The following is a 21564-nucleotide window of genomic DNA, read 5'->3' on the forward strand; positions in this document are numbered from 1 at the left end:
TTAACCTATTTTTTTAATTGGCTTCCAAAGCAGCAGCAACCACTGCCTGACCTAAACAGATTCCCCCATCCCCGGTTGGAACCTTTGTGTGTGTGTATACCCTAAGATTATTTTCTTCAAGAGTCCTGATCATCTGTTTCAGGATTATATCATTATTAAATACACCTCCTGATAGGACGACCTTTTGTATACCTGTTTCTTTACTCACTCTTAATGTTGCTTTAGTAAAGGCCGCTACCAGTGTATGATGAAACTTTAAACTGATTCTGCCGGATGATTCACTCTGTTTCAAATCCTGAGTAATCTGCCGGATACAGGTCATCATATCAATTTCAAATGATCCATCCCTGTCATCATTTTTATTTTGTACAATATCAAATCCATAGATATCATCTATCAGATTTTTGTCTGCTATGGCTTCCAGTTCCATTGCGGCCTGACTTTCATGGGTAATCTTGTGCCGGATACAAAGCAGGGAAGCAACCGCATCAAACAGCCTTCCTGCACTGGATGTCAAAGGAGAGTTCAAGTTTTTCTCCATCATCTGGCATACAAAGGACAGCTTTCCTTTTTCCATCTGCCTTATATATGGAATATCCAAACTTAAAAAATCATTTCCAAAGGCCTGGTAAAGAACCGACGCTGCCATGCGCCAGGGTTCCAGAACGGCAGCATCACCGCCCGGCATCTTGATATATGAAAGGTGCGCTTTTCTTTTAAACTTTTTTTGTGTGCATACAAGAAGTTCCCCGCCCCAGATATGGCCGTCTGTTCCATACCCTGTACCATCAAGGGTTATGGCAATGACGTCGCCATCAAGATCATTTTCTGCCATACAGGCCGCAGCATGGGCATGGTGATGTTGAACTGCCACCTTTTTTACATTGTTCTGTGCTTTGGCATAATCGGTACTCATATAGCCCGGGTGCATATCATGGGCAATAATCTCAGGTTGAATGTCGAGAATCTGTTTTAAATGATCAATACTGTTTTGATAAAAATCATACACCTTCACATTATCCATATCCCCGATATGCTGGCCTAAAAACACATCATTATCCCGTGTCAGGCAGATTGTGTTTTTAAGCCCTGCCCCGCATCCCAGAATTTTCGGCATTTTTTTATTTAAAGATATTGGCAAAGGGGCATACCCTCTTGAACGTCTTATAAATCTTGTCTTCCCTGTCTGAATCCTTGCAATGGAATCATCTGCCCCAAAATAGATGTCCCGGTTGTGCAATAAAAAATAATCTGCAATATGAGAAAATGCATCCAATGCGTCCTCATTATCAATGGAAAGCGGTTCTCCTGAACGGTTCCCGCTGGTCATCACAAGTACATCAGGCCCCTTTTCAAGCAATAAATAATGCAAGGGTGTATAGGGCAGCATGACCCCGAGACAATTGTTAAAGGGGGCCACATCCGGTGCAAGTCCTTTAATATCATCCTGCCTGATATTCTTCTTGTTCAGCAGGACAATGGGCCTGTGATAGGACTCTAAAAGTTCCTTTTCATCAGAACCTACATGAACATGATCAAACAGATGAGATGCCGATTGAGCCATCAGGGCAAAAGGCTTATGGGGGCGTGCTTTTCTCAGCCTTAAGCTTTTAACAGCATCCTGGCTGGATGCATCACAGGCCAGATGGAATCCGCCAAGACCCTTTACGGCAACAATCTTTCCCCGGCTTAAATATTGCGCTGCAAGGATTATAGCCTCTTTTGAATCCGAATAGATCCTTTTGCCCTTATTGTCTGTTAAAAAAACCTGCGGGCCGCAGTCAGGACATGCATTGGGCTGGGCATGAAATCTTCTGTTTAACGGATCATCGTACTCGCTTTGACAGTCCGAACACATCTTAAAATGCTTCATGGACGTTTGAGGCCGGTCATAGGGAATATCTTCAATAATGGTATACCTTGGGCCACAATTTGTACAATTGACAAACGGGTATTCATACCGCCTGTCGCAGGGATCTTTCATTTCAGCCAGGCAGTCCGGACAAATACTTACATCAGGAGAAATTAAAGTGGTCCGGCTGTTGGAGGCACGGCTCTTCACAATTTGAAACAAAGAAAAATTGTGAAGCTCTTCGTCAAAAGGTTCAATCCTTGTCACACAAGCAAGCAAAGGGCTTTTATAATAAATATCATTAATAAAATTCTCAATATTATCAGGCGGTCCTTCCACAATAACCAGCACGCCGCCGGAGGTATTGGAGACCTCCCCTTTCAAATAATATTTTTTGGCCAGGGCAAATAAAAAAGGCCGGAAACCAACGCCTTGAACCACTCCGCTGATTTCCAGCCTTTTTGCTGCGATAGAAACTTTCATAAATGTTTATAAATGGTCATTCAAACCCTTTGCCTGTCTGGCTTCTGCTGCAAGAATATTGCGCATATCCTCCAGGGTTTGAAGAGCAGCCTCTTCATCAATCTTATTAATGGCAAAGCCTGCATGGACAATGACATAATCCCCTATTTTTACATCATCCATGAGCATGATGCTGGTTTCCCGGATGACACCATCCACATCCACTTTGGCAATCTTGTCATTGATTTCAATAATTTTAGACGGAACTGCTAAACACATATATTTATACCTATTCCCCCTTAAATACTAAAAAATCAATATACCACAAGATTTCGATTGGACAAACCTTATTTTATCGGTGCTCGCGACTATACTTAAAAAAATTCAGATGTGCCGGCAGAAGATCATTTAAAATCAGCTTATGATATTAAAATTGATTATCTGCGTAATGAATAAATTTTCCCCAACCACAAAATATTGCGTCTGTCTTTGGCTCAGAAAACCCGGGACTGTTAATAGTCCGGGCTTTTCAATTGAGCAGTGGGGGATTTCATTTTTGATATAGTCCTTAGTGATAAAATATTGAAGGTAGTGACAAAAAATAACGACCATAAAATTAATAATAGAATAAAACAATTTTCTTGACACCAAACTTCGATATTAATAAACATCTATCAAAGAAGTATAAAAGAAGTATAAAATACCTTATTTTAGGTTTTTCAATCTTATACAAAGTAATTCTTATGCCACTTGCTCCACTTAATGATTTTGAATCAGATAGCCTTGTTTTAGAAAATCGCTATCTCTCTGCTTTTGAAGGTTCATTAACAGCAGGGTATTTTTCGTTTATTGAGAACTGTTCTAATTCTATAACTTCAAATAAATCCCTTTATTCATTCGAGGATATTAAAAAAATTACATATATCTTCAAATTTCTTAAAGATCAATGGCTGCTAACTGATAAAGATATCAGGGCTCTCAAGAAAACTGTGTTGGAAAGATTGTTTTTATTATTCCTGACTAAAAAAAAGATTAAGAATAAGAAACAAATAATAGATAATTTAGTATACCAAATTGGAGAAAAATGGTGTTTCTGTGAAGAAGACTTCCCATATCTTGATGATGAGGAAAAAAACGATTTAAAGAAAACAATCTCTATCTCTCCTTCTAATGAAACAGACTCGATGTTTGCGGATTTAAAATTTGTAAAACGAATTCCATCAAATGATATTTTGCAAATCTTTCCAGACTTCTTCAAAAAAATTGAAAAAACTTATGCTGATTTTAATAGAAAAATAGACTGCTATAAAAATGAAGACCAAGCATTAATTAAATCAATTTTCATAAGTATTATAGAGAATAAATTACAGGAAGATTATCCAGGATATACCAAATTTTTAACATATCAATTCTTTCTGAGCGAAATTGATATAATTAACAATGAGACGTTTGATATCAGAAATTCAGATTCTGACATGAAAGTAGTCTTCAGAGACTTAAGTTCATGTTATGTAAGTAATAAAATTTATATCAAGAACAGCTCTGATCGACATCAGTCTCTGCCTGACTGGGCGTTATGGTTTTTTAAGGCCGGGCAAAGAACAGCTTTATTACCTGAAAATAATACCGAAATTGTAATTGGCTTTTCTCTCCCATCTCGATCCTATGCCGCATTGTTTTTTCTGCTTGGGTATGAAACTGAATCAGCAATTAGGCGAATGGGCTTTGATGGTTCTAATAATGAATATTTTCATTCAATTACTGGAATGGAGCAAAGCACACCACTTCTTATATGGGATAATGACAGGTGGAAAAGGTGTTTTTCAAAAGGGATAATGGAATTTGAAGGGCAGAAAATGTTTTCTGTAAGTGTCCCGGGAACCGAGAATAGAAGGCACGATAGAATAATTCCTGAAGCTCATATCCATTTGTTTAGAGAGGCCGTTCATCCAGAAAGGAAAGTCGGTGATCACCAAGTCGGATATGCTATGCGCGGGTTTGATTTTTTTAGGAATTATTACTGTAAAAACGAAAAAAAATTACTGAAATATCTTATTGAATCAAAAGATAGATTTACTATAGTCGGGAATAAAACAACCTTAAAAAATGAAATTGATAATCTTCCAGTTTACTTGAATTTGGCTGAAGATTGGCTTGAGGGTTCAATACAGGATATTATACGCTTAGATAATTATCTGTTTTCTGAATATGATTTGTCAAAAGGGACTGTTCTCAGTTCTGATTCCCTGGAGGATTCTAATCATCAGTCGGGACTCGTTGTCTTTGATGGTTCAATGCCTTTCCTGAAACATTTTGACGATATTGAATGCGATAAAAAGATTGTATTTCTGGACCGATGTGACCACCAGTTTTCAACTGCGCGCAACGTATTTATAGACCAGCACTATTCCGATCGTGAAAATGATGAAGAGATGATTTTATTAAAAACGGTGCCAGAAACTATCGAAATGATCATGTTTGAGGTATGAATGAAAAGTTCAGCTATTGAAAATATATCTAAACTATATCAGAGTTATACCAATCTTTATCAAATTAAATTTGATAATAGATATCTTGCTACAATCTCATCAAAAATTTCGAAGCTGTTAAGTAGTTTAGGTGATCTCAGAGAACTCGCCTTCTGGCCGGAATTGAGCTCTGCATTGAAGCGGTTTCGTTTTGATCTAACAACAACACCACTACCTTTTTCCTCTGCAGAATTACTATCAGAAAAACTTAGATCCTCTCTGAAAACAGCTCTTAATTTTGCTTCTCAGTTCCCTGAACAAATTCAGTTAATAAATGAAATCAATGATCTAATCAATAATTTGCCGTCTGAAGAACATCCTTTTATGACTTGGGTGAAATCTATGATGCTCAATAGGGAGGTGAATGATTCTTTTGCCATTTGCCTCCCAAATGCAAAAAACGTTTTTATTGTTGAAGAGTTTTTCCGTCAGAGTGAGGATCTCTTTGATTCAAAATGTGAAATACTAAATCCGAGGCAGTTAAAAGAACTTAGATTTTATGATCTGATAGTTTTCTGTGGTTCAATAAAACTATTTTCAGAAAATCCATTTGCTGATTATGAATATGTTTGGCGCTCTCCCAGGGCCAGGAACCTTTATTTTCTATCTTTCTCATGGATTAAAGGAGAGTTTAAACCTACCCCAAGTTTTGATGTAAAACCTAACTGCATAGCATTGAAGGAATTTGATGAATATATACCTGATCCAGGGTATAAGTATGTCAGTGATGATGATATTTTTGAATCGACACCTATTTCTTTCGACGATTATAATTTTTCTCCGGTATCTATTTTAGTTACCAAATCAAACGTACTCCCCAAGAACGATTATTCATCGGTATCGGACTGTGAATGCCGAATAGTTTCTTTAGACGATGGTTGTTATCTTTACAAGGATATTGAAAGTTATTCTCATATTGTAAATTTTCAGCCGGAAACAGAGGTAAATAAGATTTCGAACAGGCAGTTAGAACCTGGTATGCCGCTGATTGTAAGGACCGAGGGAAGTAATGATTCCATTGCTGCTGTGGCAGATATGCTTTTAGGGGAACGTGCAGAATTAGTAAGAATGCTGCAAAATGAGTGGAAGATCGCTTTCAGGCGTAAATTGTTTTCATATGAATATTTATCAGATGTTCAATCAGAACTTATCAAATTGGGATCTCTGATAGCAAACGAAAGTAATATAAGAAACTGGAGCAAAGACGAAACTATAAAACCAAAAGATTATCGGGACTTTGAAGCAATAATGAAATTTTCAGGAATCTCTGAGAGAGCGGAGGTATACTGGAATAATGCAAAATCAATTTTCAAAATGCATGTTCAAGCTGGTCGAGAAATAAGTAAACTACTTCGATCGAAAATTACAGCCGCCAGTATGAATGAATTCGTTAAATATGGAAAGATTGAAGTTGACCTTCCAGATATAGCCGGAAAATTATCAGTGATTCATATTGAAGCGATCTCAAATACAAAATACATAATCAGTTCAAATTCAGTTAATAAATTAATGTACAGTTAAAACTATGGCCACAATAATTCCTCCAGTTATAGCCGATTATAAATACGATGGCGAACGTAATGTAGCTCTTAAAATAAAAAAGGACTCTAAAGCTAAAGACTGGATTGTCTTACATTCGCTGGATGTTTCAAAACACATATCTCAAGTAGTGGGAGAATGCGATTTTGTAATAATAATTCCAGGGAAAGGAGTTTTATGTCTGGAAGTGAAGGGTTGTAAGTCTCTTGCTGTTGATAAAGGCCTCTGGCATTACGGTAAAAAAAGTAAAGGTGACAAAAGAGGACCTTTCAAACAGGCTGCTGACAATATGCACAGTATAAGGAATTATCTTACAAATCTCAATTTTGATCTGGGAAAAGTGATTTTCTGGTCTGCTGTTATTTTTCCATTCATATCCTTCAAAAGGAAGTCTCTTGAATGGAATGACTGGCAAGTTATTGACAGCGACAATTTTAATGCAAGACCTGTTTCTCAGCTATTTTCTAATGTTCTGGATCAGGCAAGACTGTTGTTAAAGAAGAAAACCGGCATGAATTGGTTTGATCCTTCTTTTAACGGGCCTGATAATGGATTGTGTAGTGTAATCAAAGATATATTAAGGCCTGAATTTGAATATTACCAGTCACCCTCTTCACGTAGAAAAAAATTATCTGAGAGTTTGAAAAAATATACTTCGGAGCAATTTGTAGCTCTTGATGCAATGCAGACGAATGCTATGGTGGTTTTCAATGGTCCTGCCGGTACGGGAAAAACGCTTCTTGCAATAGAAACAGCTCGTAGATCAATGCTTGAAGGAAAGAAGGTACTCTTTCTTTGTTTTAACAAGAATATCTCGATTTGGATTAAAAGACAGTTTGAACAAGAGGATCTAGAAAAAATTACTATATCGACTCTTCATGCCCTAATGTTAAAGGTTTCAGGTTTAAAAATGGAAAGTAATCCTTCTTCAGATTTCTGGTCAAAAACATTACCAGAAGCTGCGATTGAGAAAATATTAAACTCAGATGGAACTGATGTTGAGGCTTATGATTTTTTAGTGTTGGATGAAGCTCAGGATGTTCTTAGAGATGAATATCTTGATTTTATTGATCTGCTGTTAAAGAAGGATCTGTCTGATGGATATTGGAAGATATTTGGGGATTTTGATAATCAACAAATTTATTCTGCTTCTGACATAAAATTGATGGATTTCATAACACACCGCTGCCAAGGTACTCCTGTTTATACTTTGGGTATTAATTGCAGAAACACACCTAGGATCGCCGAATATGCACATTTGCTTGGAGGGCTTGATCCTGAGTATCAAAATATTCTCAGGCCTGATGATAAGGTTAAACCTGAGTTGAAGTTTTATGACAATGATGATGAGCAGGCTGATATCTTAGCGAATCTTCTGGATAGATTTCGAACTAAGGATAAATATAAAAATGAAGAGATTGTAATCCTTTCACCAATTTCAAACTCATGCTGTTCGAAAAAATTAAAACCCCCTTGGGATAAACGAGTCGCTGTATATTCCCCTGAAGAAAGTGTGCATAATAAAATCAGTTATTGTACCATACACGCTTTCAAAGGGCTGGAGACTCCTGTTGTAATAGTTACTGATATGGATAGAATTCAACATATTGAAACAATAAACCTATTATATATTTCAATAACTAGGACTCTCTCAAAGCTTGTTATTTTATTGAATAATTCGGCTCGCGATGATTTAAAACAAATACTTGGAGTGTAAATATGGATACCGAGTCTGTACATATCGAGAACAGAAATAAACTGGTTCGATTTTTAAAATCAGAAATCATGGGGCCGTGCAAGGTCGGAGAACCCCTTGACTGTTCTGGCAGCATCCATTTTGAAAGCTGGAAAGATGCAAATAAACCCTGGATTCAGAAAGAGTCTCTTGATGAAATTATAAAAAAGGAAACACCAATTAACCGGTATGGTATTGGTGTTCTGTATCCCCCCAGTATAAGCCATGATGAAATACAATCTTCTGATGTCGAAGCAGCTGAAGATTCATTAGGAATTGAAACGGAAACGTCTGTTGAAATTAATTCAGTTGGCAAATCTGACAATGTTGCCAGCGATACCGATGATTTTGATTTATCCCTGACGAATACTGTTCAGCCTTCAAGTATGGGTATAAGCTTTTTAGCTGAACTTCCTGAGAATTCCAAAATTATCGTAACCGTAAATACGGGTAGATACGTTCCAAAAGAAGTTACAATAGGAGAGGCTGCCAGGATATGGTTTTTCAGGGAAGCTATCTCAATACCCGAATTGTCTTCACCCTCTGAAAATATTAAAAATAGTTCGTTTGTAAAAATTGGGGAGAGGAAATTTGATAACGGCTTGAAATTTTCAGTGGAATGCTTTTCACGCCCTGATATTTATTCAAGTCAGAAAAACAGAGCTGACAAGCGTCTATTAACTGTATGTCTCGTGAATAGAACAGAACGGCAGGCATCAAGTGCTTCGGAACAGAGCCAGCTGACTCTTTTCCAGTCGAATCTTTCTTTAAAAATACAAGGTGGTAGAATTTTACCTTATCCTGAGGCTGAGATGGATGTAAATGCTGATGATATTGAATTAAAATCGTTTAGGCTTTTATATAACAAGAAAAAAACTTTTGCCGTTGGTCATGGTTGTGCAGCCAGTTGGGATGACAGTTCACGGGAACCTCCTGAAAATCTTATTGCCGATCCTCTTCCTCAATATGAAATTCCCAGTATAACCCCTGATGCTATTGATTCTAATGGTAACCTTTTAAAGATATCGATGTCTGTTTTATCTGGCCTTGAACCTGGACTGTTTGAATTGCTTGAGACCTTTATATCTGAATATCTTAACTGGATTTCTAAAAGATCTGACGAAATTCCTCTTCTAGAGGAAGACTTACAGGACGTGGCTGATGATCATGTATCAAATGCTGATATATGTGCACAAAGAATGCGGGATGGTCTAAAATTTTTAAAAGAAGAGGAAACGGCCCTCAAAGCTTTTCAGCTTGCCAATAAGTCCCTCTTTATGCAGCAGATTGCAGGTGATGGAAAACGGCTTTTTGACTATGACAGAGCGAATCATAGAAACATTTTCAATCCACCTTATAAAGAAATCAACTTTGAAAATATTCCAAAAAATGCAGGTTACTGGCGAGCATTTCAAATAGCTTTTATTTTGATGTCCCTTCGTTCAGCTGTTTTGAATTGCGAAACGAGAAATGATGTAGAGTTAATATGGTTCCCAACTGGTGGAGGAAAAACAGAAGCGTATCTGGGGTTGGCCGCTTTCACAATGTTCTATAGACGTTTTCAGAAAGCAGATGATGATGGTGTTCATGTATTGATGCGTTACACTTTGAGATTGTTGACAACTCAACAGTTCCAGAGAGCCAGCAGATTGATATGTGCCATGGAAAAAATACGGCAGGACATAGGTGGTTTAGGTGAAAAACCTTTTTCCATAGGTATATGGGTCGGGAGTGCCAATACACCCAATAAAAGAGCTGCTGCTAAAATAGCCTTAAGGAAGTTAGAGACAAATCGTTATTCCGAAAATCCATTTATTTTAAGACAGTGCCCATGGTGCGGTGCTGAAATGGGAAGAATTATTATTAGGGGGACAACCTATATTCGTGGCTATAAATCTAGAGGTAATACAGTCACCTTCAAGTGTCCGGATAAAAAATGTCCTTTTCACAAGAACCTTCCAGTGCATGTAATTGATGAAGAAATATATGAGAATAGACCCTCTTTGATAATTGGAACGGTAGATAAATTTGCCATGCTATCCTGGATTCCTGCATCTGGCTCTCTCTTTGGAATTGATATTCATGGAAAACGAGTGAAACCACCACCAGGATTGATTATACAAGACGAACTACATTTGATATCAGGACCTCTTGGAACAATGGTCGGTCTTTATGAAACCATAATTGAAGAGTTGTGTACCCATGAAGAGAATAATGTTAAAATTAAACCAAAAATAGTATGTTCAACTGCTACTATCAGGCGTTATCAGGATCAAGTCAAATCCCTTTTCGCACGTAAAAAAACAAATCTTTTTCCACCGTCGGGTCTGGATGCTGGTGATTCTTTTTTTGCTCGATATGCAGAGAGTGAAGATGGAAAACTCAAACCGGGTCGCAGGTATATAGGTATTTACGCCCCCGGTTTACCTTCAATGCAGACTTTACAGGTCAGGGTGTATTCTGCACTGTTAATGGGTGCGATGATGTTTGATGGTATTGGAACACGAGATCCATGGTGGACTTTACTCGTTTTCTTCAACAGTATCAGGGAGCTGGGTGGAGCATTGTCTCTTTTTCAGACGGATATACCCGGTGCGATAAAAGGGATTGCTGCCAGGCATGGATTTACAGAAAAACGATTTTTGAATAGAGTCCTGGAATTAACCAGCAGGATGACGAATGAAGAAGTTCCGTTAGCGCTCGAAGAACTGTCGCGTAAATACTCGGGTAAAAATGCCCGTTCGATTGATGTATGTCTGGCTTCAAGTATTATTGAAGTAGGAATAGATGTAGACCGACTTACATTGATGTCAATAGTTGGCCAACCTAAAACAATGGCTCAATATATACAGGTGTCAGGTCGTGTTGGAAGGAAATGGTGGGAGCGTCCAGGGCTTGTGACGACCCTTTTCAGCAGCAGCAAACCGAGGGATAGATCTCATTTTGAAAAATTTCAAAGTGCCCACAGTCAGATGTATGCACAGGTAGAACCTACAAGTGTCACTCCTTTTGCACCTCCTGTTATTGACAGGGCTCTGCATGCACTTTTTGCTGTTTATTTAAGATTAATGGGTTCTAAAGAAGCTTCAAGCAAGCCAACTAATGTTGACCCTGTCTTAATTGAAAAACTTAGAAATATTATAAAAAATAGAGTGATATTTGTTGATGAAAATGAACTTTCCTCTGTCATGAAAAAATTTGAGACAAGATTGAAACAGTTTAACAAATGGCAGAGAACTTGGTGGGAGAAACAACAGGAACAGCCAGACAGCCTTCTGAGACGATATGAAACGTGGGTAACGTGGGACATCGAGCAGACTTCATGGGCAACCCCAACATCAATGAGAAATGTTGATGCGGAATGTCAAATGGATATAACTAATATGTACAATATATATAATGAACTTGAAGAAGAGGATGAATAATGGCAAAAAGAGGTCCCTTAAGACAATCGCAAATCATAGCCCCTTTTGGCCCAGGCGCGATGCATACCGATAGATTCGGTATTTCACTTATCTGCTGTGGTCTGGATCACTGGTTCAGTCAGATAGAGAATGACAGCGACTGTGAAGAGTTCAAGATAGATGATGAATGGCGAATAAACCGGAGTTTAGGAGTGGATCATCTCAGAAAACCACCGGATTTCAGAAGAGGCATCCCGGGTGTCGAAGTACCTAATGTGGGCCTTACTATCCCTTTTCTCAGATTTCCTACATGGCATTATTGCAGTAACAGCTATTGCGGGCATATGGAAAAAACTGTGTTAACGTACCAAGGGTTGAAAAAACAAAATATATGTCCAGTATGTCAAGCAAAGAATTCTAAAAAATTTCCTATGGTACAGGTTAGATTTGTTGCCGTGTGCGATCATGGCCATATTCATGATTTCCCGTGGAATGAATGGGCACATCAAGAACCTGCTCCCAGCTGCGGGGAGAACAGCTTGAAATTAATAGAGTATGGTGGAGGGACTCTGGAAAGTATTGAAGTGAGCTGTACAAAATGCGGAAAGAGACGAAAGCTTGGCGGGATAACGTCTAATGATTTAGCCATAAGAGGAGGCCTACTTCAATGTGGCGGGCAGCGTCTATGGCTCCATGATACTGATGGATCTACCTGTGGAAGACCCTTAAGAGGTGCACTGAGGAATTCTTCAAACATCTATTTTTCCCAGATTTTCAGCTCAATATTTTTGCCCAAAACTGCTGGTAAAGCTCAAGAAGATGACTCGGATAGTGAAGAAATCAGGCATCTTATTGAAAAACCGAAATTTTCTGACCTTATCGATATACTTTCCAACTTAGGTCTGCCACCAGATAAAATATTGGAAAGTCTAAAAAATAAACACGGAAAATATTTTGAAGAATATGAAGATAATCAGTTAATAACAGCTTTAAAATTTTATCTGGACAATGGAGGTGATAATGATCAAGGTGATGGTGATGATTCCTACGATCGAATCAGTTTTAGAAAAGAGGAGTATAATATCCTTTCAGAAGAATGGGATGGGCCTTTCCTGAAATCTGAAATAGCAGATTTAAACGATTATTCGGATAATATATCAAGAATATTTTCGAAAATAATGTTGATTAAAAAACTGCGTGAAACGAGAGTTTTTACTGGATTTACAAGATTGATACCACCTCGTGAACAGAACCTTTTTGAGCTTAGAAATAATTTATGGCTTAATCCCCCCTCATTATCAGATTCCTGGTTACCCGCTTCAATTGTCAATGGGGAAGGTTTGTTTTTTGAATTTAACCAGCTTTCTTTAAAAAAATGGCTTGAAGGCTCAGACAAGGAGAAAATTGAAAATCGAGTTTTAAATCTTCGTACCAATTATGAAAATGCTACTTCCGAGAGAGGAAGTTTTGAAGTTCTTAACGAGCTACATCCTGTATTTATAGTTATTCATACGTTTTCTCATCTTTTAATGAATCAGCTGACGTTTGAATGTGGCTACAGTTCTGCCTCGTTAAGAGAAAGGCTTTATTTCTCTACAGATAAGGACAGTCCCATGGCAGCTCTCTTGATTTATACGGCAGCAGGTGATTCTGAAGGTACAATGGGGGGGTTGGTACGTATGGGGCAACCAAAACTTTTTGAGCCTTTATTGAAAGATGCTGTAAGAAAATCACAGTGGTGCTCTGCAGACCCAGTGTGTATGGAACTCGGTGATATGGGGGGGCAGGGTCCATATTCCTGTAATCTCGCAGCTTGTCATAATTGTGCACTCGTTCCTGAAACATCCTGCGAAGAATTTAACCGATTTTTGGATAGAGGCGTTACCACGGGCACTGTTGATAACAGAGCGCTTGGTTTTTTGAATTTTCTTTTTGATTAGGTAATAATATGGATTTAAACAATACAACACTTACAGATAAACTGCTTCAAAATATTAATCGAGAAATTGAAGATATAATAAATCACTCTGATGAAAATACTTCATGGGATGATAAATATGCAGAATTAATGATTGAACACCTTACCGAAGCAGCTGAAATAGATGATGGGGAAATCTGTGAGCATAAAAGACGGGAAATAAAAATCAATGGCTATAGCTATGGAGCAGATATCGATTCGATTGATCTGTTTTCTGTGTTTTGCAGCAGGAAATGCCCCTCAGTTTCAATAAGCAAAAAACAGATTCAAATCGAATTGAATAAAGCACTGAACTTTCTGAATAAATGTCTGGATGATGGATATTTTAACCTGATTCCTGAGGTCTCTCCAGCTCTGGATCTTGCTCTGCTTTTACATGAACGGCGGAAAAAATTAAAAGAAGTGAGAATTTTTCTATTCACGGATTGCAGATGTAAGCCCGTTTCTTTTTCAGATATCGAAAAAGGTCATCTGAAAATTTCCTTTCATGTTTGGGATATTCAAAGGTTCGTACAGATAATAAGCTCCGGCAGCAAAAGGGAGACAATTGAAATTGATTTTAAAAAAGACTTCAAGACAACAATTCCCTGTCTTGAAATTGCTGACAGTAACACTGACTACAAAACAATTCTGGCCGTGTTTCCTGGAACTGTCCTTGCTGATTTGTATAAAAAATATAATGCCCGCCTTCTTGAAAGGAATGTACGTGCATTTCTTCAGGCAAGAGGAAAAGTTAATAAAGGAATCAGGGTAACTCTTAATACCGAACCGGAGATGTTCCTTGCTTATAACAACGGAATTACAGGTACTGCTGAAAGTATAGTTCTGGAAGATTCTGAGGACGGCGGTAAAAGGATTACATATTTGAAAGATTTCCAGATTGTCAATGGAGGTCAGACAACGGCATCTTTATACCACACCCGAAAAAACGACAAAGCTGATTTGTCTTCAGCATTTATTCAGGCCAAGTTATGCATTATCAATGATCAAATCAGGCTCGATAAAGTTGTTCCATTAGTTTCTAGGTATTCGAATAGTCAAAATAAAGTGAATGAAGCAGATTTCTATTCAAATGACCCATTTCATGTCGAGCTTGAAGAGCTGTCGCGCACAATCTGGGCACCGGCCCCAAGTGGATCTAATCAACTTACACACTGGTTCTATGAACGTTCCAGAGGACAATATAATGATGAAAAATCAAAGCTGACACTGGCTCAGAGACGGACCTTTAATAGAGAGAATCCTACCCGGAAACGTTTTGTAAAAACCGATCTGGCGAAGTTCGAGAATACATGGCTTCAGATACCATGGATAGTAAGTCTCGGGGCTCAGAAAAATTTCAGAGATTTTACAGCGCGTCTTAGTGAAAGAAAAGGTTTTAAAGCAAATAAAGAGTATTTTCAGAAATTGGCAGCCAAAGCGATTCTTTTTAGAGAAACTGAAAAAATAGTTTCCAGTCAGAAATATGGAGGTTATAGGGCACAGATAGTTACTTATTCTTTAGCTTGGCTTTCTTTTTATTCATATCAGCGTATAGATTTGGGAAAAATATGGAAAAATCAAACTCTGAGTGAAGACCTTTCAGAAGCGATAAGAAAAATATCAATTACAGTACACGCTCATATCACTGATCCACCAGGTGGAAGGAATATTACCGAATGGTGTAAAAAGAAAGAATGTTGGGAAGGACTTAAAGAACTTGACATACCGATTAAACTTTCCGATATATCCTCGGATCAAATTGCTTCAAAAGGATACAGGGCCAGTGTCCCTGAAAGAGGGATCGATGGGCCTGATGAAAATGATGAAAAACTAATTACGGAGGTGATGAAAACCCCATTTGAGAAATGGTTTGAAATTGCCCGATGGGCGAAAGAAACTGATAACTTACAAGCTTGGCAGAGAAGTATCTCTTTCAGCATTGGCAAACTCCTTGCCCGGGGTAAAAAACCCTCACGGAAACAGGCTCTTCAGGGTAAAAGGATTGTTGATGAAGCTAAAAAACTGGGTTTTCCTGTTTAACTATGAGAACTGTTGCTGTTGTAGATCTGTTTGCTGGTCCGGGTGGCTTGGGGGAGGGTTTTTCCTCCGCAAGTGACGATAATGGAAATTCTGTTTTCAAAACTGTTCTTTCCATCGAAAAACAGATAGAAGCACATAAAACTCTTCTGCTAAGAAGTTTTTTTCGAAAATTTCCAAAAGGTCAAGTCCCCTCTGAATATTATAGCTACTTGAGGGGCGAAATTGACAGCCAGGAAACTCTTTTCAGTTTATATCCAACTGAGTTTAACAAAGCTAATGACGAGGTCTGGTGTGCAGAACTGGGTTCGTCTGACTCGTTAAACAAAAGAATTGATGAAAGAATAAAATCTTTAAAAAAAGATTATGGAGATCGATGGGTTCTTATTGGTGGGCCGCCATGTCAAGCCTACTCTGTCATTGGTCGTTCAAGAAATAAAGGAATAAAAGATTATATACCCGAAGAAGATCCCAAAAATTATTTGTACAAAGAATATTTAAGGATCATTGCCAAGCATTTGCCTACTGCTTTTATCATGGAAAATGTTACGGGGATGCTTTCTGCCAAGGTTAATGGCAAATCGATTTTTGAGAAAATTCTCAGTGACTTAAAATGTCCACTCAAAACATTACAAGGTAGTGATAATCGCAATGCTGAGTTCGAAGATGATTATGAAATTTATCCTCTCATCATGCCTGAAAAGGGTGATGCAGTGACTCCTGAGTTTTCAAATCCAAGAGATTATATAATCAAATCGGAGGAGTTCGGTATTCCACAAAGGAGACACCGTGTTGTTCTGTTTGGTATCAGAAGAAAATATTCATTTGGAAGGCCTGATACACTTAAACCAAGCAAGAAGGTCACAACCGTTGTAGAAACGCTCAGTGATCTGCCAAAACTGAGGAGTGGATTATCAAGGAGTAAAGATTCAGCCAAAAAATGGAAAAAGCGTGTACTTCAACTCGGAAATAATAAATGGTTCCTTGAATATATCAAGCGAGATGGTGATATTCAGAACTGTCTTGTAGAAACTCTTAAAAAAATAGAAAAATCATCAGATTTAGATACTGGTGGTCAGTTTGTTCAAGGTAAATTTAATGGCAAAATGATAAATTCATGGTGGTATAAAGATAAAAAATTGGATGGGGCATGTAATCATCAGAGTAAATCCCATATGACGTCGGATTTACACCGTTATCTTTATGCAGCATGCTATTCCAAATGTTTTGGTGTATCCCCCAAAATCCTGGAGTTTCCAAAAGAATTGATACCAAAACATAAGAATGCTCGAAGCGGTAAGTTCAACGACAGATTTCGTGTTCAAGTTGATAATATACCCTCAACTACTGTAACCAGTCATATTTCAAAAGATGGTCATTATTTTATTCATTATGACCCAATACAGTGCAGAAGTTTTACCGTAAGAGAGGCAGCAAGGCTCCAGACATTTCCCGATAATTATTTTTTTGAAGGAAGTCGAACCCAGCAGTACATTCAAGTCGGTAATGCGGTTCCTCCTCTACTGGCATTTCAAATTGCCGGAGTGGTATTTAAAAGTTTAAAAAAAGCTGAAATGTTGTAAGTTATGGATACTCTTTCTCCAGAAAAAAGAAGCTGGAATATGTCACGAATTAAAAATCGTGATACCAAACCTGAGATTGCTGTCCGTTCACTTTTACATAGGATGGGATATCGTTTCAGGCTTCATAGAAAAGATCTTCCCGGCAAGCCAGATATTGTATTACCTAAATACAGGACTGTCATATTGGTTCATGGGTGTTTCTGGCATCGCCATGAAGGTTGTAATCTGGCATATAAAGTTAAAAGTAATGTTAAAAAATGGGAGGCAAAATTTGCACGCAATGTTGAAAGAGATAAAACAAAAAGAAATAAGCTATTGGAACTTGGTTGGCAGGTTAAAATTATTTGGGAATGTGAAACGAAGGACAAAAAGAAGTTAAAACAAATAGTCCATGATTTTTTTCAGTAATAGTTTGATATTTGTGCTATATTGATTTTTATTAAAATAATATATTTTTTATATCATGATTTATTGAATACTGTGGAGAAGATATGGCAATAGAAGATTGGGATATAGATGGGATTGCAAGAGAGGTTATTACAGAGATGAAGAATGATTCAGCTGATATAAATGATGTTGATGACTATGTGCATCAAATTGCTTACTATTCCATTTACAGCAGGGTTCCCGAAGATGCAAAAATTATATCTGAAAAAGTAAAATTAAAAATCCTCGAAAAGTATGGTGCATAATTAGCGAAGTAGAAAATATTCCCATGTTTTACAGACTCAATTGACACGGAAAACTCCATAAACCGGATGATCTTAACACTTTTACCCCACAATCAAGTTCATAAATTTCATCAAATCGAATGACACCAACTTCCCCAGAAAATTTAGCATTCATTTCAGACGTCACTATAATTCTGTCATAAGTGCAACTTGCTCCAGCCACGTTAGTATCCTTATTACGTTCAGAACTCACTTTTTTTAAAAAAATGACCCCCCAAGATATTGTGTGTCTTGTGATTTTGTCATTTGCAATGAAATTCACATTTCAAATGTTGGATTTTATCGTTTGATTTTATCAGACTGAATTTGTTGTGATGGCGAGGACTATGTATAGAACAAGCTCATTTTTTTAACGAACTAGCACCCCAGACTGTCCCTGTTATTGAATGCTCGTTTTAGATAAATCATGGCAATAGAAATATACTATCGCTCAGTTGGTTAAGGTAAAAACTTACATCAAATTCTTATCGATATCCATTTTCCCATGCAAAATACCAATGATATCAATGTGACTACCTGAGTTTAAATAGAAGATGATGTGTTTCTGTGCAGGAAAGGAATAATATCCGGGCGAAATTTCAGGTCGTTGTCTTCCAAGTTCCGGATTAGCCGCAAGTTGATTAAGCTTGTCTTCGATTTCCTGAAGATATTTTTCAGCTTGTTTCTCACCCCAGATCTCAACAGAATAATTCCAGATTTCAATTAAATCTGATTTTGCGGAAGGAGTGAGGCGGTATTTACGCATTCCTGACCTCAGAAACAATTTCGCTGACGGATTGCTCAACAAATTCCCCCTGATTAGCTTGATCAGCACCGATCAATAGGCGTTCTTTTAACATTTCAAGTTTCATGTGCTGTACCAATTCTTCGTTTTTTTCCCAGAACCGCAAAGCATCCCGAATCACTTCACTGGCATTGTTGTAAAAACCTGATGCTACTTTTTGCTTAACTTTGGTTTCAAGCTCAGGTGTTAGTGAGATATGCATACTGCCCTCCTTATCTAAGAGACATTTACATATCATAATAACAAAACTACAAACATTGTCAATCTTTGGAAATATCCATTGTTGCGTTCAAGTGTCTATTATGTTGCCAAACCATTATTCAAAAAATAGCGCTGGATTCTTTTATTGGTAACTCGATCTATGAGAAATAAGCGTGGACTTCTATTATTTGGGGCTTGATCCCAAAGTCTAAAATTCCCCCAGACTGTCCCTGTAAATCCACTTCATCAAATCTTTAGGAAACGGAAAAATGGTAACTCTCGGACGACCAAATATACTGATGGGTTATCTATCTATGCAACCGCCAATTTAAACCCCAAAGCTTTAGTTACTTTGCTAATGGTGCTGAACCTTGGATTGCCCCCTTCAGCAAGGGATTTATATAAACTGGCACGGGTGACGCCTGCCTTTTGAGCAACTTCTGTCATTCCCATGGCCCTGGCAGCGGTACTCAACGCATGAATAAAATCTGAATCATCCCCAGTATCCAGTACCTCCTGCAGATAAGCACGGATTTCTTCCGGATTCTGCATGTATTCAGCAATATCAAAAGGTTTTGTTTCTAAAGTCATTTTTCATTCCTCCAGTTTTTTCAAAAGCGCATCGGCTTTATTGATATCTTTTTGTTGGCTGGACTTATCTCCTCCGACAAGCAGGAGAACAACTCTCCTTTTCTTGATGGTATAATAAATTCGAAAACCTGGGCCAAAGAATAATCGCAACTCATAAAGTTTTTCGTCCAACTGCTTATGGTCTCCAAAATTCCCATTTTCAACACGGGAAAGTCTGGCTAAAATTTTGATTCTTGACGAGGTATCCTTTAATTTTTTAAACCATTTGTCATATTGGCTTGTGCTTTCAAGGGTATAGTTCATGGCTCAAATGTATCTCATGGGATACATTTTGTCAAGATCTCACCCGGAAATTTAAATTTGAAATAAAAAATATTGGCGACTCGATTTATAACAAATAGGCGTGGACTTCTATTATTTGGGGCTTGATCCCAAAGTCTAAAATTCCCCCAGACTGTCCCTGTTAAACTTGTTGGATAATTGTAAACATTTTCTTTTTAAAGAGATGAGTAAACCAAAGAATTTGAAACATCCTCGTTCCTTTGCTCGGCTATTTTTAAAGCAGCCGTAATTGCGTATAAACCGTTTTCATCTACCCCAACTGCTACTTGCCTTTCATCTTTAAAAATCAGTATGGTTTTGCCATAAATGATTGAGATATAACTTAAAATCGGCTATTGTCCCGGAACTGTTTTAAATGGCATGCTTAAAAAGAAAATTGGCATAAAGCTGATCAATTGCTGTCGGATATATGAGGTACAAAAAATAATGACAGAACAAAGTTGTGATTATAAAGTCAGGTGCAAATCGTGTTTTAACCAGTTTTCTGTCCAGATGTATGACAGCCACGAAAAATGCCTCTGGCTTGTGGACAACAAAGACTGGTACTGCGATTCATGTAAAAAAGAGTATCTTGATAAAAAGATAGCAACACTTTCAAAAGCCAATGCGAGCTTAGGTTTCCCACAGCTTACCGGCACACCCAAAAGAATTGCCTGGGCTGAAAAAATAAGGGCAGAACTGATAAACAAAGCCAACTATTTAAATCAAAGTCTGAACCATGAAGATGAAGACGCAAAAGCATTATCAGACAAAGCATTCCTGCTATTCTTCCAGGAGTGGCAAAAAGAAAAAGACGCGAAATGGTGGATAGATAACAGAACGACAAATGTCAGGGATATATCGATTCGAATAAAGGAAATCACTGATACCCTGTCATAATGATCTGTAAGAAAAAAATAAAATGCTTGGCACATCAATCATTGCATGTCATTCTCATATGTCAGTCACATTTTGTTACTATGGACAAAAGATAAAAAAATGATCGGTTTTATACAACAATTTGATCCTGTTATGCAGGCCTTCATTGCCACACTCTTTACCTGGAGTGTAACGGCTGCAGGAGCGGCACTTGTTTTTTTTACAAAAGCTGTAAACCCGAAAGTCATGGATTCAATGCTTGGTTTTGCTGCCGGGGTAATGATTGCTGCAAGCTTCTGGTCTCTTCTTGCGCCCGGCATAGAGATGGCGGAACAATTGGGACATACCCCATGGCTCACCGCTGTCATAGGATTTATGGGGGGAGGAATTTTCATGAGACTGACTGACAAATTCCTGCCGCACCTTCATCCGGGCTTAAGTATTGATAAAAGTGAGGGCATAAAGACGTCTTGGCAGCGAAGTACCCTTTTAGTACTTGCCATAACCCTTCACAATATACCTGAGGGCTTAGCTGTCGGTGTTGCTTTTGGAGCGGTAGCAGCTGATCTTCCTTCTGCCACGATTGGAGGAGCAATTGCTCTGGCAATCGGTATCGGGATTCAAAATTTTCCTGAAGGCACTGCGGTGTCAATGCCATTGAGAAGAGAAGGAATGAGTAAAGGGAAGAGTTTTCTCATGGGGCAGGCTTCCGGTATAGTTGAACCCATTGCCGGGGTAATCGGCGCTTTATTTGTCCTGAAGATGCAGCATATTCTTCCATACGCTCTGTGTTTTGCGGCAGGCGCCATGATTTTTGTTGTGGTGGAGGAACTCATACCGGAAGCTCAAAGAGACAATACAAACATCGACATGGTGACAATGGCGACAATGATCGGTTTTTCGATAATGATGATTCTCGATGTATCTTTGGGGTGACAGGAGTAAGATATCGGTTAT

At 38.0% G+C, this 21564-nt stretch carries 17 protein-coding genes; 11 read left to right on the plus strand and 6 right to left on the minus strand.

Annotation, left to right across the window (positions count from 1 at the left end):
* Window positions 1-13: 13 nt before the first annotated feature.
* Together hypF and HGJ91_RS13810 are read right to left on the minus strand one after the other, a co-directional pair.
* Entirely contained in the window at window positions 14-2335 is a 2322-nt protein-coding gene (hypF, locus tag HGJ91_RS13805) for a carbamoyltransferase HypF (protein WP_291348396.1), read from the minus strand.
* A 6-nt stretch (window positions 2336-2341) separates the two neighbouring features.
* The gene (locus tag HGJ91_RS13810) at window positions 2342-2593 is read right to left on the minus strand and encodes a HypC/HybG/HupF family hydrogenase formation chaperone (RefSeq protein ID WP_291348397.1); all 252 of its coding nucleotides are present in this window, start codon (window positions 2591-2593) and stop codon (window positions 2342-2344) included.
* A 464-nt stretch (window positions 2594-3057) separates the two neighbouring features.
* Between HGJ91_RS13810 and HGJ91_RS13815 the strand changes: the two genes are divergently transcribed.
* The 9 genes from HGJ91_RS13815 to HGJ91_RS13855 all read left to right on the plus strand — a co-directional run bounded on the left by HGJ91_RS13815 (window position 3058) and on the right by HGJ91_RS13855 (window position 17792).
* A complete protein-coding gene (locus HGJ91_RS13815; protein ID WP_291348398.1) occupies window positions 3058-4803 on the plus strand; it encodes a hypothetical protein in 1746 nt (581 codons plus the stop codon).
* A complete protein-coding gene (locus HGJ91_RS13820) occupies window positions 4804-6363 on the plus strand; it encodes a hypothetical protein (RefSeq protein WP_291348399.1) in 1560 nt (519 codons plus the stop codon). It abuts the gene before it with no gap.
* A 4-nt stretch (window positions 6364-6367) separates the two neighbouring features.
* Window positions 6368-8098: an NERD domain-containing protein/DEAD/DEAH box helicase gene (locus HGJ91_RS13825; RefSeq protein WP_291348400.1), complete on the plus strand. Its 1731-nt coding sequence runs from the start codon at window positions 6368-6370 to the stop codon at window positions 8096-8098.
* Window positions 8099-8100: 2 nt separating this feature from the next.
* Window positions 8101-11541: a helicase-related protein gene (locus HGJ91_RS13830; protein WP_291348401.1), complete on the plus strand. Its 3441-nt coding sequence runs from the start codon at window positions 8101-8103 to the stop codon at window positions 11539-11541.
* A complete protein-coding gene (gene drmB / locus HGJ91_RS13835) occupies window positions 11541-13460 on the plus strand; it encodes a DUF1998 domain-containing protein (protein WP_291348402.1) in 1920 nt (639 codons plus the stop codon). The genes HGJ91_RS13830 and drmB overlap by 1 nt, the downstream gene beginning before the upstream one ends.
* Window positions 13461-13900: 440 nt before the next feature.
* Window positions 13901-15520, plus strand: coding sequence for an AIPR family protein (locus tag HGJ91_RS13840; protein WP_291348403.1), 1620 nt, complete (start codon window positions 13901-13903; stop codon window positions 15518-15520).
* 2 nt (window positions 15521-15522) lie between these two features.
* Window positions 15523-17100: a DNA cytosine methyltransferase gene (locus HGJ91_RS13845; protein ID WP_291348404.1), complete on the plus strand. Its 1578-nt coding sequence runs from the start codon at window positions 15523-15525 to the stop codon at window positions 17098-17100.
* A 3-nt stretch (window positions 17101-17103) separates the two neighbouring features.
* Complete coding sequence (locus HGJ91_RS13850; RefSeq protein WP_291348405.1) at window positions 17104-17508, plus strand: very short patch repair endonuclease; 405 nt, start codon at window positions 17104-17106, stop codon at window positions 17506-17508.
* A gap of 83 nt (window positions 17509-17591) precedes the next feature.
* Entirely contained in the window at window positions 17592-17792 is a 201-nt protein-coding gene (locus HGJ91_RS13855) for a hypothetical protein (RefSeq protein WP_291348406.1), read from the plus strand.
* Between the two features lie 490 nt (window positions 17793-18282).
* On the opposite strand, the gene HGJ91_RS13860 is transcribed toward HGJ91_RS13855, so the two are convergent.
* The 4 genes from HGJ91_RS13860 to HGJ91_RS13875 form a co-directional block, all read right to left on the minus strand.
* Window positions 18283-18576 (minus strand): type II toxin-antitoxin system RelE/ParE family toxin, encoded by a 294-nt coding sequence (locus tag HGJ91_RS13860; RefSeq protein ID WP_291348407.1) that lies wholly within the window; start codon window positions 18574-18576, stop codon window positions 18283-18285.
* Entirely contained in the window at window positions 18569-18817 is a 249-nt protein-coding gene (locus tag HGJ91_RS13865; RefSeq protein ID WP_291348408.1) for a type II toxin-antitoxin system ParD family antitoxin, read from the minus strand. Before HGJ91_RS13865 ends, HGJ91_RS13860 begins: the two co-directional genes overlap by 8 nt.
* Before the next feature lie 311 nt (window positions 18818-19128).
* Window positions 19129-19407 (minus strand): addiction module antidote protein, encoded by a 279-nt coding sequence (locus HGJ91_RS13870; protein WP_291348409.1) that lies wholly within the window; start codon window positions 19405-19407, stop codon window positions 19129-19131.
* Between the two features lie 3 nt (window positions 19408-19410).
* Window positions 19411-19710: a type II toxin-antitoxin system RelE/ParE family toxin gene (locus tag HGJ91_RS13875; RefSeq protein WP_291348410.1), complete on the minus strand. Its 300-nt coding sequence runs from the start codon at window positions 19708-19710 to the stop codon at window positions 19411-19413.
* A 465-nt stretch (window positions 19711-20175) separates the two neighbouring features.
* Here HGJ91_RS13875 and HGJ91_RS13880 point away from each other — a divergent pair, with 465 nt between their 5' ends.
* Together HGJ91_RS13880 and HGJ91_RS13885 are read left to right on the plus strand one after the other, a co-directional pair.
* Window positions 20176-20628: a hypothetical protein gene (locus HGJ91_RS13880; RefSeq protein ID WP_291348411.1), complete on the plus strand. Its 453-nt coding sequence runs from the start codon at window positions 20176-20178 to the stop codon at window positions 20626-20628.
* Window positions 20629-20727: 99 nt separating this feature from the next.
* Window positions 20728-21543 carry a ZIP family metal transporter gene (locus HGJ91_RS13885; RefSeq protein ID WP_291348412.1) on the plus strand — a complete coding sequence of 272 codons (816 nt, stop codon included), beginning with the start codon at window positions 20728-20730 and terminating at the stop codon, window positions 21541-21543.
* Window positions 21544-21564 lie beyond the last annotated feature (21 nt).

This window comes from Desulfobacula sp. (genome assembly GCF_014237455.1).
Classification (GTDB): Bacteria; Desulfobacterota; Desulfobacteria; order Desulfobacterales; family Desulfobacteraceae; genus Desulfobacula.